This window comes from Oxalobacteraceae sp. CFBP 8761 (assembly GCA_014841595.1).
Taxonomy (GTDB): Bacteria; Pseudomonadota; Gammaproteobacteria; order Burkholderiales; family Burkholderiaceae_D; genus Telluria.
On sequence record JACYUE010000001.1, the window covers coordinates 218124 to 233980 of the forward strand.

Genomic DNA, 15857 nt, shown 5'->3' on the forward strand with positions numbered 1-15857 from the left:
CACTTCATGTACCGTGGCACCAAGATCGTCGCAACCATCGGCCCAGCATCGACCGACTTCGATATTCTCGTCAAAATGATCCGCGCCGGCGTCGACGTCGTACGCCTGAATTTTTCGCACGGGAAGGCCCAGGATCACATCGATCGGGCCACCTTGGTACGCCGTGCTGCCGCCGAATGCGGCCGTGAAGTGGCCATCATGGCCGACATGCAGGGTCCGAAGATCCGCGTCGGCAAGTTTGAAGAAGGCAAAATCTTCCTGACCAATGGCGACCGGTTCATTCTGGACGCCAAGTGGGGCGAGAACGGCGAACTGGGCAACCAGGAGCGCGTGGGCCTCGACTACAAGGCACTGCCGCGCGACGTCAAGCCGGGCGACAGGCTGCTGCTCAACGACGGCCTGATCGTGCTGATCGTCGACCGCGTCGCCGGCCACGAAATCTGCACCACCGTCAAAGTGGGCGGCGAGCTGTCGAACAACAAGGGCATCAACCGCCAGGGCGGCGGCCTGACCGCGCCGGCCCTGACCTCGAAGGACATGGAAGACATCAAGACCGCGATGAGCTTCCAGGCCGACTACCTGGCGATTTCGTTCCCGAAGAGCGCGACCGACATGGAAATGGCGCGCCAGCTGGCCAATATCGCCGGCGAGCCGTACGGCCACAAGCCGATGATGATCGCCAAGATCGAGCGCGCCGAAGCGATTCCGCTGCTGCAGGAGATCCTGGATGCGTCGGACGGCATCATGGTTGCCCGTGGCGACCTGGCCGTCGAAGTGGGCAATGCCGCCGTGCCGGCGCTGCAAAAGCGCATGATCCGCATGGCGCGCGATTCGAACAAGCTGGCCATCACGGCGACCCAGATGATGGAGTCGATGATCGTCAACGCCGTGCCGACCCGCGCCGAAGTGTCGGACGTCGCCAACGCCGTGCTCGATGGCACCGACGCCGTCATGACCTCGGCCGAGACCGCATCGGGCAAGTACCCGATCGAAACCGTCGAAATGATGGCGGCGGTCTGCCTCGAAGCCGAGATGTCCGAATACAACAAGATCGACGTCGATTTCCTCAATAAACAGTTCACCCGCATCGACCAGACCATCGCGTACGGTACGCTGTTTACCGCGCACCACTTGCGCGTGAAGGCGATCGTGGCGCTGACCGAATCGGGCTCGACCGCGTTGTGGATGAGCCGTCACAGCATCGACACGCCAATCCTGGCGCTGACCCCGCTCAAGACGACCGAGCGCAAGGCTTCGCTGTACCGCAACGTGCGCGCCTTCCACCTCGAGCAGGAAGGCGGCAGCCACGCCGTGCTGCGCAAGGCCGAAGAGCTGTTGATGAACGAAGGCTATGTGCGCAAGGGTGACCTGATCGTCGTGACGTGGGGCTCGCCAATGGGCGAAGCCGGCGGCACCAATGCGCTCAAGATCGTGCGTGTGGGCGAATATGATTAACGGGATGGGGCGCCGCGCCTGATGCGTTCACGGCATGCCGGCAGTTGGGCATGCCGCGCTCGGCACGCGCCACTTCCCGACAAGTTTCTTTATTGTTTTGGAGTACTACCATGGCACTCGTATCACTGCGTCAGTTGCTGGACCACGCCGCCGAAAACGGCTACGGCCTGCCAGCATTTAACGTCAACAACCTCGAACAGGTGCAGGCCATCATGGCTGCCGCCGACGCTGTCAACAGCCCGGTGATCATGCAGGCATCGGCCGGCGCGCGCAAGTACGCGGGCGAAGCCTTCCTGCGTCACCTGATCGACGCTGCTGTCGAAGCCTATCCGCACATTCCGGTCGTCATGCACCAGGATCACGGCCAGTCGCCGGCAGTCTGCATGGCTGCGATCCGTTCGGGTTTCTCGTCGGTGATGATGGACGGTTCGCTCGAAGCCGATGGCAAGAGCGTCGCCAGCTATGAATACAACGTCGCTGTCTCGCAAGAGGTCGTCAAGTTCGCGCACTCGATCGGTGTGACCGTCGAAGCCGAACTGGGCGTGCTCGGTTCGCTCGAAACCATGATGGGCGACAAGGAAGACGGCCACGGCGCCGACGGTGCCATGACCCGCGAGCAGCTGCTGACCGACGTCGACCAGGCCGCCGACTTCGTCAAGCGCACCCAGTGCGACGCGCTGGCAATCGCCATCGGTACCTCGCACGGCGCGTACAAGTTCACGCGCAAGCCAACCGGCGACATCCTGGCAATCGACCGCATCAAGGAAATCCACGCGCGCATCCCGAACACCCACCTGGTGATGCACGGTTCGTCGTCGGTGCCGCAAGAGCTGCTGGCAATCATCCGCGAATTCGGCGGTGACATGAAAGAGACCTACGGCGTGCCGGTCGAAGAGATTCAAGAGGGCATCAAGCACGGTGTTCGCAAGATCAACATTGACACCGACATTCGCCTGGCAATGACGGCAGCGATTCGCAAGTACATGTTCCAGAATCCGTCGAAGTTTGATCCACGCGATTACCTGAAGCCGGCGCGCGAAGCGGCAATGGACGTGTGCAAGGCGCGCTTCCTGTCGTTCGGCTGCGAAGGCCAGGCTGACAAGATCAAGCCAATCCCGCTGGACAAGATGGCCGAGCGCTACAAGGCCGGCGAGCTGTCGCAGATCGTTCAATAAATCGTAGGGATGGCGGCAACGCCGCCATCCCCGGGTTCGATCGCCCGCGTCGCAAATTGACGTAAAATATCGCATTGACCAGGCTTTACCGCCTGACTTTCACAACCGGCGGCCCGTTCCGCCGGTTCCGCTTTCCTGATACCCCATCTATGAACAGCCTCTACCAATCCTCCATTCAGTCCCTGCCACTGCTCGGTCACGGCAAGGTGCGCGATAACTATGCCGTTGGCGACGACAAGATCCTGATCGTCACCACCGACCGCCTGTCGGCCTTCGACGTGGTCATGAACGAGCCGATTCCCGGCAAAGGCAAGGTACTGAACCAGATGAGCGATTTCTGGTTCGAGAAGCTCGGCCACATCGTGCCGAACCACCTGACCGGCGTTGCGCCGGAAAGCGTGGTCGCGCCGGATGAAGTCGGGCAGGTGACCGGCCGCGCGGTCGTGGCCAAGCGCCTGAAACCGATCATGGTCGAAGCCGTCGTGCGCGGCTACATCATCGGTTCGGGCTGGAAGGATTATCAGCAAAGCGGCGCCATCTGCGGCATCGCGCTGCCAGCCGGTCTTCAGCAAGCTGAAAAGCTGCCGGAACCGATCTTCACGCCAGCCGCCAAGGCCGACCTGGGCGAGCACGACGAAAACATCTCGTTCGCCCAGATGGAAGAAAAAATCGGCGCCGAACTGGCCGCCAAGATGCGCGACATCAGCATCAAGCTCTACACGACCGCTGCCGAATACGCGGCCACACGCGGCATCATCATCGCCGACACCAAATTCGAATTCGGCCTGGACGACAACAACGTGCTGCACCTGATGGACGAAGTGCTGACCGCCGATTCGTCGCGCTTCTGGCCAGCCGATTCGTACGCGCCGGGCATGTCGCCGCCATCGTTCGACAAGCAGTTCGTGCGTGACTATCTCGAAACGCTGACCGAGTGGCCAAAGACCGCACCGGCGCCAAGCCTGCCGCAGGACGTCATCGACAAAACCCAGGCCAAGTATTTCGAGGCCATCGAACGCCTGACCGGCGAAAAGCTGAAGGCATAAGTGATGACCGAGCAATCCAAGCCGCTCGTCGGCGTCATCATGGGCTCGTCGTCCGACTGGGACGTGATGCAGAACGCGGTCGCGATCCTGAAGCAGTTCGGCGTGCCGTTCGAAGCCTCGGTGATTTCGGCGCACCGCATGCCCGATGAAATGTTCACCTACGCCGAGACAGCCCGCGCGCGCGGCCTGCGCGCGATCATCGCTGGCGCCGGCGGCGCGGCGCACCTGCCTGGCATGGTGGCCGCCAAGACCATCGTGCCGGTGCTGGGCGTGCCCGTGCCATCGAAGTACCTGCGTGGCGAAGACTCGCTGCTGTCGATCGTGCAGATGCCCAAAGGCGTGCCGGTGGCGACGTTCGCCATCGGTGAAGCGGGCGCCGCCAATGCGGCCCTGACCGCCGTGGCGATCCTGGCTGCCAATGACGAGGCGCTGGCCGACAAGCTGGAGCAGTTCCGCCGCGACCAGACCGCCGCCGCCCAGGCCATGACCTTACCTGTTTGATCCGATGACCCAAGCGCAGCAGACTTCTCCAATTCTTCCATCGGCCGACCCATCCACCTGGCTCGGCGTGATGGGCGGCGGCCAGCTTGGCCGCATGTTTGCGCATGCCGCGCAAAGCATGGGCTACCAGGTCGCCGTGCTCGAACCGAGCGCCGATTGCCCGGCCGGGCAGGTTGCCGATCGCACCATCGAAGGCAACTACGACGATGCGGCGGCGCTGGCCGAACTGCGCGCGCTGTGCGCCGCCGTGACGACCGAGTTCGAGAACGTCCCGGCCGACAGCCTGCAATTGCTGGCCGAAGGCAGCTTTGTCGCACCGGGCGCATCGTGCGTGTCGATCGCCCAGGACCGCATCGCCGAAAAGCGTTTCTTTGTCGAGTGCGCGCCAGCCTCGAAGGTGATGCCGGCGCCGCACAAGACGATCGCCTCGCACGCCGACATCGACGCCATCGGTGACGATCTGCTGCCAGGTATTTTGAAAACCGTGCGCATGGGGTACGACGGCAAGGGCCAGGTGCGCGTGCGCACGCGCGACGACGTGCGCGCGGCGTTTGACGATATGGACGGCGTGACCTGCATGCTCGAAAAGATGCTGCCGCTGGCCTATGAAGTGTCGGTACTGACCGCGCGCGGCCATGACGGCGCCTCGGTCGTGTACCCGATCGCCGAAAACGTGCATCGCGACGGCATCCTGTTTACCACCACCGTGCCGGGCCCGAACGTGTCGCCGCAATGCGCGCGTCAGGCGCAGGATGCGGCGCGCGCCATCGTTGACCAGCTGGGTTACGTCGGCGTGCTGTGCATCGAGTTCTTCGTGCTCGACGACGGCACGCTGGTCGTCAACGAGATGGCACCGCGCCCGCACAACAGCGGCCACTACACGATCGACGCCTGCATCACGAGCCAGTTCGCGCAGCAGGTGCGCGCGATGGCCCGCCTGCCGCTGGGCGACGTGCGCCAGCATTCGCCGAGCGTCATGCTCAACATCCTGGGCGACGTGTGGTTTGACGGTGACACTGACAACACGCGCGAACCGGCCTGGGACCGCGTGCTGGCGCTGCCGGGCGCCAACCTGCACCTGTACGGCAAGGACGACCCGCGCCGCGCCCGCAAGATGGGCCACGTGACCTTCGTTGCGCCGACGCTCGGCGAAGCGCAGACCAGTCTGCGCGCCGCCTGCGCCATCCTCGGCATCGAAGCGTAACCATGACCGACCTGCAGATCGACCAGTCGGTCATCGACACCGCTGCCCGCCTGCTCGAAGCGGGCGAGCTGGTCGCGTTTCCGACCGAGACCGTGTACGGCCTGGGCGCCGATGCCGAGAATCCGGCTGCGGTGGCCGCCATCTACGCGGCCAAGGGCCGGCCGCAAGACCATCCCGTGATCGTGCACCTGGCGCCGGAAGCCCCGCTCGATTACTGGGCCTGCGACATCCCGGCCGAGGCGGGCGCGCTGGCCGCGGCCTTCTGGCCCGGCCCGCTGACGATGATCCTGAAACGCGCGCCGAATATCCCCGATGCCGTCAGCGGCGGCCAGGACACGGTCGGGCTGCGCTGCCCGTCGCACCCGGTCGCGCTGGCGCTGCTGCGCGCGTTCAAGGGTGGCAAGGGCGGCATCGCCGCGCCGTCGGCCAACAAGTTCGGGCACGTGAGCCCGACGCTGGCCGATCACGTCATCGACGAATTCGCCATGGACGACACGGTGGCGATGGTGCTCGATGGCGGAGCGTCGCAGGTCGGCATCGAGTCGACCATCGTCGACCTGTCGCGCCTGGACACGCTCGGCCCGGTGCTGCTGCGCCCTGGCCACATCAGCGCCGAGGCAATTGCGGCCGTGATCGACCGCCTGCCGGCCGCAGCCGATGCAGCGGCACCGCGCGCCTCGGGCACGCTCGAATCGCATTACGCGCCACACACGCCGGTGGCGATGCAGGCGCGCGCGGTGTTGCTCGAGACCATCGAGCAACTGCACGCTGCCGGGCGCAAGGTCGCGCTGATCCACGTCAGCACCATGCCGGAAACCCACGCCGCGCAGCGCCTGCCGCCCCAGCCGGCGGGGTTCGCCCACGCGCTGTACGCCGCGCTGCGCGCGATGGACGGGCAGGGCGCCGACGTCATCCTGGTCGAATCACCGCCGCAGCAGGGCGAGTGGCTGGGCGTCAATGATCGCCTGCGCCGGGCTGCGCATGGTTCGACGGGCATCGTCCACGGATTGCTCAACAGTCGACCAAACGTTTAATCCAAATCAACGAATCGATTGATGGGGCGTAAGTACACCGCAACTTACTGCCCCCCGTTACAAATTCCCCACTTTCTGTCGGGAACATGCTGGTTATAATCCGACCCCTATAGCCAGACCCATCCACTCTGATAGGTGCCTGTCGCAACAACTGTTGAAGCAATGGATTTTGCTATACAGGGGTAATGAACGCTGGCATAGTAATGAAGCGACGAATAGCACGAGCGTTCGTTTAGAAAAAATTCAACTCAGGAGACACAATGCGTCAAACCAATTTTGCGCTGGCCGTGCTGACGGCAGCGCTGCTGACCGCGTGCGGCGGCGGCACGAGCCCGGCGGGCGGCGACCAGGCGACCAAGGTCACGTTCACCAACCAGGTCTCCTTCGGCGACAGCCTGTCGGACGTCGGCACCTACCGTGTCGGCGCCGTGGCGGCGGCCGGTGGCGGCAAGTTCACCATCAACGGTGACAGCACCGCCAAGAGCGAAGATCTGAACGGCAAGATCTGGCTTGACTTCATGGCTGCCCAGCTCAAACTGCCGGCGCCATGCGCTGCGCAGACCGGTCTGCAGGGTGACGCATCCCTTGGCTTCTCGGTTCCGATCGTCAACCATCCGAATTGCTTCAACTACGCCCAGGGCGGCTCGCGCGTGGTCAATCCGATTGGCCCGGGCAATGCCGCGACCGGCTCGCCGATCGGCGAAATGACCACCCCGATGGTCACCCAGATCGCCAACCACCTGGCCAAGACCGGCAACAAATTTACCGGCACCGAGCTGGTGACGGTTCTGTCGGGCGGCAATGACGTGCTGATGCAACTGGCCGCCGTGACCAGCGCCGGTACCGCTGCCGGTGCGCAGGCCTTCGCCGGTGCCCTGGCTACCCGCCTGGGCGCAACCGCGACCAACCCGCAAACCGCCACCCAGGCAATCCTGGCCGCGATCGCCACCGAGAATGCCCGTCCAGGCAAGACCGATGCGACGCTGGTCGCTGCTGCCGTGCGCGCTGCCGCCACCCAGCCCGGCAACTCGGCTGTTGCCGCACCTGCCGTGTATGGTCCGCTCGTGACCGCCGCGCAAGCGGATGGCACTGCTGCCGGCAACACCGCCGCGACCGCCTACGCCAACACCAACGCCACCGCGATGGTGACGGCGCTGGGTACCGCCGGTGCGCAGATGGCTGGCCTGGTCAAGAACGAACTGCTGGCCAAGGGCGCGAAGTACGTCATCGTCGCCAACCTGCCTGACGTGGCGAGCACGCCAACCGCGAAATCGCGTCCGGCTGCGATCCAGTCGCTGGTCGCCGCGATGGTCAATGCCTTCAACACGCAGCTCAAAGCCGGCCTGGGCGCCGACGATGCGCGCGTGCTGTACTCCGATCTGTACTCGGTCAGCAACGACCAGGTGAAAAATCCTGGCCCGTATGGCTTGACCAACACCAGCACCCCGGCATGCGCCAACAACGCGCTGGGTGGGACCTCGCTGATCTGCACCGCCAACAACACGGTGGCCGGTGATGTGAGCCGCTACATGTTCGCCGACGGGATCCATCCGACCCCGTTCGAGAACGACCTTATCGCCCGCTACGTCTTCAAGGACATGGCTATCAAGGGCTGGCTGTAAGCAGGTTCTCAGCAACGAGCGGCGGGCCTGCCCTGGCGGCGGGCCCTCACACATCTATCAGGAGAAGTCATGAAAGTTCGTTTTAGCAGTATCGCCAAGGTCGCGGGTGTCGCTGCCGCACTGGCGTTCGCCACCGGCGCATCGGCGCAATCGGCTGGCCAGATCACCGCCAAGGTCGGTTTCAACCGCCTGATGCCAAAAGTGGAAAGCGGCGACATCAGCGCGCCGGCACTGCCAGGTACCAAGGCCGACGTCGGCAACGACATGCAGCCAGTGCTCATCCTGTCGTACAGCTTCACCGACAACCTGTCGGTCGAGGGTGCGCTTGGTACGCCATACAAGCACCAGATCTACGGTGCGGGTGCGATCACTGGCGTGGGTTCGGTGGGCACGGTCGAGGCGCTGCCGCCGACGGCATTCTTCCAGTACCGTTTCTTCGCGCCGACCGCGGCCTTCCGTCCGTTCATCGGTGTGGGCCCGACCTACGCGTACTTCATGAAGGAACGCGGTAATGGCAAGCTGACCTCGATCACCAATCCGGGCAGCGACGTGCCGACCACGTTCAAGATCGATAACAAGCTGACCTACAGCGCGCAAGTGGGTATCGCGATGAACTTCGACGAGCGCTGGTTCGCCGACGCGACGGTCATCAAGACGCGCCTGCGCACCGACGTGCACTTCTCGACCGGCCAGACCCAGTTCATGAAGCTGGATCCGGTGGCGATCGTGCTGGCGGTGGGTTACAAGTTTTAAGCACGGCGCAAGCCGCATGACGAGAGCCCGCCGCGTGCGGGCTTTTTTCATGGCGCATCGGCGCGCTCCAGCAGCCAGCCGGGATATTCGACCGGCAGTCGGCTGACGCCATCCAGCGCCGCGAGATCGGCATCATCGAGGATGATGCTGGTCGCGGCGATATTCTCTTCCAGTTGCCCGACGCGCCGCGCACCGATGATCACCGTCGAGACGGCCTGCTGCCTCAACAGCCAGGCAATCGCAATCTGCGCCGGCTGCCGGCCGTGCTTGTGTGCCACCGATCGCAGAACGTCGATGAGCGGTTCGCCGCGAACGCGATCGATTGGCGGAAAATCCAGCCCGGTCTGCCGACCGGCTTCGTGCTTGCCGCTGCCCGAGTATTTGCCGGTCAGGTAGCCGCCCGCGAGCGGGCTCCACACCATGAGGCCAACGCGTTCCGACGTGAGGAGTGGCACGATTTCGCGTTCGAGGTCGCGTCCCACGAGGGAGTAGTAAGCCTGAAGCGACGTGATCGGCGCCAGGTGGCGTGCCCTGGCGATGCCGATCGCCTTCATGATCTGCCAGGCGGCCCAGTTTGAAACCCCGACATAGCGCACGTCGCCTGTACGCACGAGGGTGTCGAGGGCCTCCAGCGTCTCCTCGATTGGTGTCGAGACATCGAAGCCATGTAGTTGATAGAGGTCGATATGGTCCACGCCCAGCCGCTTCATGCTTGCCCGACACTCGGCCAGGATGTGGCGCCGCGATGCACCCCGCCGGTTCGGCCCTCTCCCATGGCGCCATAGACCTTGGTGGCAATCACGACATCATCACGCGTCACGCCGAGGTTGTTCAGCGAGCGTCCCAGGATTTCCTCGCTGCGTCCATCGGCGTAGATATTGGCTGTATCGAACAGATTGATGCCAGCGTCGAGAGCGGCTTTTACCAAGGCGTCTGCCTCGCCCTGACCGAGCTGTCCAACGTGCCCCCATATGCCTGCCGACCCGCCAAACGTCATGGCACCGAAAGACAGTGCCGAAACAGACAGACCGCTGTTGCCCAGTTTTTGCATTCGCATACGACATCTCCACAGGTTTGCTTGGTCTGCGCCGCCGAAACGACGTCGGTCAATCCAGGTTTCTCTGCCGCTCGCCGGTCCGGGCTGCCCGCTCGAGCGCCGCAATGAGCCGGCTGTTGTGTACGGCGTGGGCGAAGCCGGGTGTGAGATAGGTGCCATGCGCCATATCGCGCGCAAGTGAGGCATACACCTCCCCGACGTTGATCGCGGCGCCGGCCCAGAAGTCGGCCGCTGTCGGGCCGACACCGGACGCGACCGGGGCGTCGGGCGCCTCGAACGTGACATTGGCCGACAGGGTCAGTTCACCGACCTGGACACCTGCAAGATGGTTGCCGGTGATCTTCAGCCAGCCCCCGGCGCCGCGAACCTCAAGAGTGAAGCTGGCGTCCTGCGCCGGGACATTTGCCAGAATCTGTACAGACACTGGCGCGCCGCTGGCGGTCTTGGCGATGAGATCGACATGATCGGGAATTTCCCGGACGGAGATAGCGCCAGTATCGACAATCTCGATAGCCGGCCAGAGCAGCTCGGTCCGTGCATCGAGTTCGGTGATGTGGCCGAGCACTGCTTCGATGACGTCCAGAACATGCCCGGTCGTGATCGTCAGGAAGCTCGCACCGGACGCCGCCTTGTTGAAATAGTCATAGCTGCTTGGTGACTGCGGCCCATAACCGAATGTCGTCGCGTTGACGCGCGCCGACAGCAGACGACCGAGCTTTCCGGCGGCGACCAGTTCTGCCGCGCGGCGCACCGCCGGACTGTGCCTTCCCTGCAAACCGATCGCGGTATGCAACGAGCCGGCTGCGGCTGCCATTTCCTCGGTCTCGGCAAGCGTCGCACCCAGCGGGGACTCGCAATACACCGCTTTGCCAGACTGGAGGGCAGCCAGCACGAGTTGCCTGTGCTCGGGCACTTTGACGGCGACCGTGACGATATCAATGCTGTTGTCGTTGATCAGCGCGTACGGATCTGCATACCAGCGCTCCGCGCCAAACGCCTCGGCGGCGGCTTTTGCGCTGTCTTCCCGGCGTGTGGCAACCGCAGCAAGAACCAGTCCGGGCTGCGATCGGATGGCGGGTACGTGGGAGGCACCTGCCCAACTAGCTTTTGTATCAGCGCCGATGATGCCAACTCGAAATTTACGTAAGTACATATCAGGTGTTCCTCTTGATCGATGGTCGGTGACGAAGCGTACTGGCAGGATTGGGGTGGGAAAAAGGAGGTAATCGATGCATGAGAAGTAAGCTGTGGTTTACAATCGGCTGATGGACCCGTCACTGCTCCCGTCACTCGCCTGGTTTGCCCACATTGCCCGCCACGGCAGTTTCACGCGCGCGGCAGAAGAGATGGGCGTGTCGCGCGCTGCCTTGTCACAAAGCCTCAAGTCGTTGGAGCGCCAGCTGGGCATGCGGCTGCTGTATCGCACCACCCGTCACATGTCCCTGACCGAAGACGGCCAGAAGCTGTTCGATACCCTCGGCCCTGCGTTAGGTGATATCGAACATGCCGTCATGACGATGGGCGAGACGCGCAATGCACCTTCCGGCCTGGTCCGGATCAATACATCGCGTCTGGCCGCGAAGGCGCTGATCGAGCCGCATCTTGCTGAATTTCGTGCGCGTTATCCGAAGATCACGGTCGAATTGGTCATGGCAGATTCACTGTCGAACATCATCGCCGATGGGGTGGATGTGGGCATCCGTCTGGGGAAAAGCCTGGCAGAGCACGTTGTTGCCATTCCCCTGACGCCGGCCCTGTCGATGGCAGTGGTGGCGTCACCTGCGTATCTGGAGCGTAATGGTGTGCCAGGCGTCCCCGCAGATTTGGTCGGACACGACTGCATCAACTACCGGTTTCCGGGCACAGGTGCCATGCACGAATGGGATTTCACCGACGTTGGGGGGAGCGGTCGCCACTTCACCCAGGCGGTGAGCGGATGGCTGACAACCAACGATGATCAGAGCATGACGCGCATGGCGCTGCAGGGCCTTGGCGTGATTCAGATTGTCGACCTCGCGGTACACGAACTCGTGGCCGAAGGCCGTCTGGTCAGGGTGCTGCGCGACTGGAGCTACCAACACGCGGCCTTCTACCTGTACGCGCCTTCGCGTGAGCACATGGCACCGAAGGTCCGCGCGCTGATCGACTTTCTGGTCGAGAAGCGTGAGTCCATATCGCTTCTGTAGAACGGGGGCGTGCTGCCCGTCGCTTTCCTTCCCTTATACTTGCTCATCGCCGATCCCGAAGCCCCCGATGACACGATTCCACCGTATCGCTACCTGGCCGGTATTGGCCGCGCTGACGTTTCCGCTTGCCGCTGCAGCGACTGACAACGCCCACCGCATCGCCAGCATCGAGCGGGGCCTGCGGCCTGCTCAGGCACTGGCCGGCGCGCCGGTGCCGCTGAGCACGCTCGAGGGGGAGATGCGTCGTCTTCACGTACCTGGCTTGAGCATCGCCGTCATCGACGAAGGTCGCCTGGCCTGGGCCAAGGGCTATGGCGTGGTTGGTCCGGGCGGCGGGCCGGTAACGCGGGAAACGTTGTTCCAGGCCGCATCGATCAGCAAGCCTGTTGCAGCGTTTGGCGCCATGACGCTGGTTCAGTCGGGAAAGCTGGACCTGCACGCCGATATCAACACGCAGCTGCGCAGCTGGAAATTGCCTGCGGCATTTGGCGGCGCGCCAGTGAGTCCCTTGCAACTGCTGTCGCACACCGGCGGCCTGAATGTCAGTGGGTTTCCCGGGTATGCGCCGGGAATACCGGTCCCGACCGTGCTGCAGGTTCTGGACGGCGCGGCGCCTGCCAACACGGCGCCGGTACGCATGACGTCACCACCGGGCGGCGCGTGGCAGTATTCGGGCGGCGGCTATACGGTGTTGCAGCAGCTGATGACCGACGTGGCTGGCCAACCTTTCGAGACGATCATGCAAACGCGCGTGCTGACCCCGTTGGGAATGCCATCCAGCACTTTCAGTCAGCCAGCCAGCGCCGCCATCCTCGGGAAGGCAGCATTGCCGCATGACAGCGCCGGCACACCATATGCCGGTGGCCCGTCCACCTATCCGGAGCTCGCTGCGGCCGGCATGTGGACGACGCCAAGCGATCTGGCCCGCTTCGTCATCGGCGTTCAGGCATCTGCGGCGGGGCGCAGCAAGGTGCTGACGCAAGAGAACGCGCGCAGGATGCTCGCCGCGGTCCGTAACGATTACGCCCTCGGCTTCGAGACCGCCGGCAGCGGCGCCGCCGCATCGTTTGCCCATGGTGGCAGCAACCGCGGGTACCAGAACTATCTGTTTGGCTACGTCGATGGCGGCCGTGGCGCGGTGGTGATGACAAACGGCGACGCTGGCGATGAAGTGGCGCGCGCGACCATGCGTGCCATCGCCGCCGAGTACGGCTGGCCCAGCTATCAGACCACACTGCGCGCAGCAGTGCCGATCGACGCCGTGATGGCGCAACAGATGACCGGGAAATATGCGATTCCCGGGTTGGGTGACTTTGACATCACCGTGCAGGACGGACAGCCGATATTCTGGATCAAGGCAGGCCAGGGGGAGCGCCTGTACCGGCAATCGGCAACGCGTTTTTTCGTGCTGTCGCAACAGCTTGAATTGCGCTTCGATGCGCTGCCTGGCGATACGGGCCAGATCGTCGCCGGGCCGTTCGACGTACGTTTCAGGCGCGTACCGTAATCACGGGCGACTTTCGTGAAAGTGGGAACGCACGGGGACAGGCACGGCGCCCTCAGTGCATGCCGGTCACGTACTGCGTGAATGTCTCGCCGCTCATGGCCTGCTGGTACAGGAAGCCCTGGTAGAGATGGCACCCCGCATCGGCCAGGAACTGGCGCTGGCCCGCCGTTTCCACGCCTTCGGCCATGACCTCCAGGCCCAGGCTGTCGCCCAGCGCGATGATCGAACGCACGATCGAGGCGTCGTTCTGGTCGGTGAGCACGTCGCGCATGAACGAGCGGTCGATCTTGAGCTGGTCCAGCGGCAGCTTGCGCAGGTAGGCCAGCGACGAGTAGCCGGTGCCGAAGTCGTCCAGCGAAAATGACAGACCCTGCCGTTTGAGCGCGCCCATCGTCTGCGCCGCCAGCGTGAAATCGGTGACCACCAGGCTTTCGGTCAGCTCGAGTCTGAGCCCCGACGGCTGCACGCCGGTTTCGGCAAAAATGGTCTCCAGCAGCGCGACGAAATCCGGTTCGGTGAACTGGCGCGCGCTGACGTTGACCGACAGCGTCAGGGCGGCTGTTGCCGGCTGGCGCTGCCAGCGCGCCAGTTCGCGGCAGGCAGAGCGCATGACCCAGGCGCCGATCTCGATGATGAGCCCGCTTTCTTCGGCGATGCGGATGAACTCGGCCGGCAGCAGGACCTTGCCATCGGGCTGGCGCCAGCGCAGCAGCGCCTCGGCGCCGGTCACGCGCCCGAAGCGGTCGAGCTGCGGCTGGTAGTGCAGCATGAATTCGTGGCGCTGCAGCGCGCGGCGCAAGCGGTTTTCGAGTTCGGCGCGCGCGAGCCATGCGGCCTGCGCTGTCGGGTCATGGAAGCGGAACGTGTTGCGCCCGGCCGCCTTGGCCTGGTACATCGCGGCGTCGGCCTGGCGCAAGGTCGATTCGACCGTGTCTTGCTGGCCGCACAGCGTGACCACGCCGACGCTGACCGACAACGCGTAATGCAGGTCGCCCAGCTGGAACGGCGCTGCCAGCGCTGCGACCACCTTCCTGGCAACGGTCTCGGCTTGCGCCGCGGCCACCGCGCGTGATTCGTCGACGGGCCGGATCAGCACCACGAACTCGTCGCCGCCCAGGCGCGCCACCATGTCGGTTTCGCGCACACAGCCTTCGAGGCGGCGCGCCACGGCCTGCAGCAGCAGGTCGCCGGCCGCGTGGCCCTGGCTGTCGTTGAGGTACTTGAAGTTATCGAGGTCGCAGAACATCAGCGCGCCGCACTTGCCGCTGCGGGCGCTGCCAACGAGCGCGCGGCGCAACTGGTCGAGCAGGTTGGCGCGGTTGGGCAGGTCGGTGAGATGGTCGAAGAACGCCAAGCGGAAGATCTTTGCTTCGCTGGATTTGCGCTCGCTGATGTCGGTGCCGATCACCAGGATCTTCTGGCATGCGCCCGGCACGGCATCGGGCACCAGCAAGGTCCAGCGGGTATCGGTGTCGACCTTCGAGCCATCGCGCCGTACATGGGCCAGTTCGCCCGACCATTCGCCATCGGCCAGCGTGTGTGCAAAGGCGGTTTCGTAGTGAGCCTGTTCATCGCACAGCAGCTCGCCAAAGCGCTTGCCCATCGCCTCCTGCGCGCTCCAGCCGTACAGGCGCTCGGCGCCATGGTTCCAGTAGCTGATGCGCGAGGTCATGTCCATCGCAATGATCGCGTCACGCGCCTGCTGCAGGAACGACGCCTGTTCGAGCATCACGAGATCGGCATGCTTGATCCGCGTGAAATCGGCCAGGAACCCTTCGAGCATGCCCGCCTGCCGGTTCAGGGCGCCTTGTTCCCAGATCCACCGGATGCGGCCATCGGCAGTGCGGATCCGGTACGTGACCTGGAATGGCTGGTTCTGGGCGAGGGCGATCGCGACCGACGCATGCATCTGGTCGCGGTCTTCCGGCAGGATGATGCTGGCAAACGACAGCCCCGGCTGGGTGGTAAACGCCGCGGCCGAGTAGCCGGTCACTTTTTCGATGCCGTCGCTGACGAACACCATGCTCCACTCGCTGTCGTTGCGACAGCGGTAGGCCGCGCCCGGCAAGTTACTCAGCAGCAGGTCGAGCGACAAGGCATCGCTGCGACTGGCTGCGGACGGATCGGATACTGGTTGCGTCAAGCTCATCATGCCTCTGCCGTGAATCGCGCCGGCCTGTGCAGGCCATGCAACATGCATTCGATGGTAGCGCAAATCGGGCCGCTGGCAAGTCCCGAGTGCGAGTGACAAGACGAATCGTCATCAGATGCATTCGGTATGCCACGCAAGGTGACGCGGCCTGGTCAAGTTGTCACA

Annotated in this window: 12 protein-coding genes and 1 pseudogene; 10 read left to right on the forward strand and 3 right to left on the reverse strand. The window is 64.1% G+C overall.

Annotated features, from left to right (window positions below; genetic code table 11):
* Positions 1 to 6: 6 nt before the first annotated feature.
* The 8 genes from pyk to IFU00_01020 all read left to right on the forward strand — a co-directional run bounded on the left by pyk (position 7) and on the right by IFU00_01020 (position 8790).
* Positions 7 to 1455 carry a pyruvate kinase gene (gene pyk / locus IFU00_00985; protein MBD8540851.1) on the forward strand — a complete coding sequence of 483 codons (1449 nt, stop codon included), beginning with the start codon at positions 7 to 9 and terminating at the stop codon, positions 1453 to 1455.
* Positions 1456 to 1565: 110 nt separating this feature from the next.
* Positions 1566 to 2630, forward strand: a complete 1065-nt coding sequence (locus IFU00_00990) for a fructose-bisphosphate aldolase class II (GenBank protein MBD8540852.1) — start codon at positions 1566 to 1568, stop codon at positions 2628 to 2630.
* Positions 2631 to 2779: 149 nt separating this feature from the next.
* The gene (locus IFU00_00995) at positions 2780 to 3676 is read left to right on the forward strand and encodes a phosphoribosylaminoimidazolesuccinocarboxamide synthase (GenBank protein MBD8540853.1); all 897 of its coding nucleotides are present in this window, start codon (positions 2780 to 2782) and stop codon (positions 3674 to 3676) included.
* Between the two features lie 3 nt (positions 3677 to 3679).
* On the forward strand, positions 3680 to 4177 hold the full coding sequence (purE, locus tag IFU00_01000) for a 5-(carboxyamino)imidazole ribonucleotide mutase (GenBank protein MBD8540854.1): 498 nt from the start codon (positions 3680 to 3682) through the stop codon (positions 4175 to 4177).
* Positions 4178 to 4181: 4 nt separating this feature from the next.
* Positions 4182 to 5381 carry a 5-(carboxyamino)imidazole ribonucleotide synthase gene (locus tag IFU00_01005; protein MBD8540855.1) on the forward strand — a complete coding sequence of 400 codons (1200 nt, stop codon included), beginning with the start codon at positions 4182 to 4184 and terminating at the stop codon, positions 5379 to 5381.
* A 2-nt stretch (positions 5382 to 5383) separates the two neighbouring features.
* Positions 5384 to 6415, forward strand: a complete 1032-nt coding sequence (locus tag IFU00_01010) for a threonylcarbamoyl-AMP synthase (protein MBD8540856.1) — start codon at positions 5384 to 5386, stop codon at positions 6413 to 6415.
* 260 nt (positions 6416 to 6675) lie between these two features.
* Positions 6676 to 8037 (forward strand): SGNH/GDSL hydrolase family protein, encoded by a 1362-nt coding sequence (locus IFU00_01015; GenBank protein ID MBD8540857.1) that lies wholly within the window; start codon positions 6676 to 6678, stop codon positions 8035 to 8037.
* Between the two features lie 69 nt (positions 8038 to 8106).
* Positions 8107 to 8790 (forward strand): OmpW family protein, encoded by a 684-nt coding sequence (locus tag IFU00_01020; protein MBD8540858.1) that lies wholly within the window; start codon positions 8107 to 8109, stop codon positions 8788 to 8790.
* A 47-nt stretch (positions 8791 to 8837) separates the two neighbouring features.
* On the opposite strand, the pseudogene IFU00_01025 reads toward IFU00_01020, so the two are convergent.
* Together IFU00_01025 and IFU00_01030 are read right to left on the reverse strand one after the other, a co-directional pair.
* Positions 8838 to 9847, reverse strand: a pseudogene (locus IFU00_01025) (aldo/keto reductase).
* 49 nt (positions 9848 to 9896) lie between these two features.
* Positions 9897 to 11000 carry a Gfo/Idh/MocA family oxidoreductase gene (locus tag IFU00_01030; GenBank protein MBD8540859.1) on the reverse strand — a complete coding sequence of 368 codons (1104 nt, stop codon included), beginning with the start codon at positions 10998 to 11000 and terminating at the stop codon, positions 9897 to 9899.
* A 112-nt stretch (positions 11001 to 11112) separates the two neighbouring features.
* Between IFU00_01030 and IFU00_01035 the strand changes: the two genes are divergently transcribed.
* Together IFU00_01035 and IFU00_01040 are read left to right on the forward strand one after the other, a co-directional pair.
* Positions 11113 to 12033, forward strand: coding sequence for a LysR family transcriptional regulator (locus IFU00_01035; GenBank protein ID MBD8540860.1), 921 nt, complete (start codon positions 11113 to 11115; stop codon positions 12031 to 12033).
* A 67-nt stretch (positions 12034 to 12100) separates the two neighbouring features.
* Positions 12101 to 13540, forward strand: coding sequence for a beta-lactamase family protein (locus IFU00_01040; protein ID MBD8540861.1), 1440 nt, complete (start codon positions 12101 to 12103; stop codon positions 13538 to 13540).
* A 52-nt stretch (positions 13541 to 13592) separates the two neighbouring features.
* On the opposite strand, the gene IFU00_01045 is transcribed toward IFU00_01040, so the two are convergent.
* Positions 13593 to 15563 (reverse strand): EAL domain-containing protein, encoded by a 1971-nt coding sequence (locus IFU00_01045; protein ID MBD8540862.1) that lies wholly within the window; start codon positions 15561 to 15563, stop codon positions 13593 to 13595.
* Positions 15564 to 15857 lie beyond the last annotated feature (294 nt).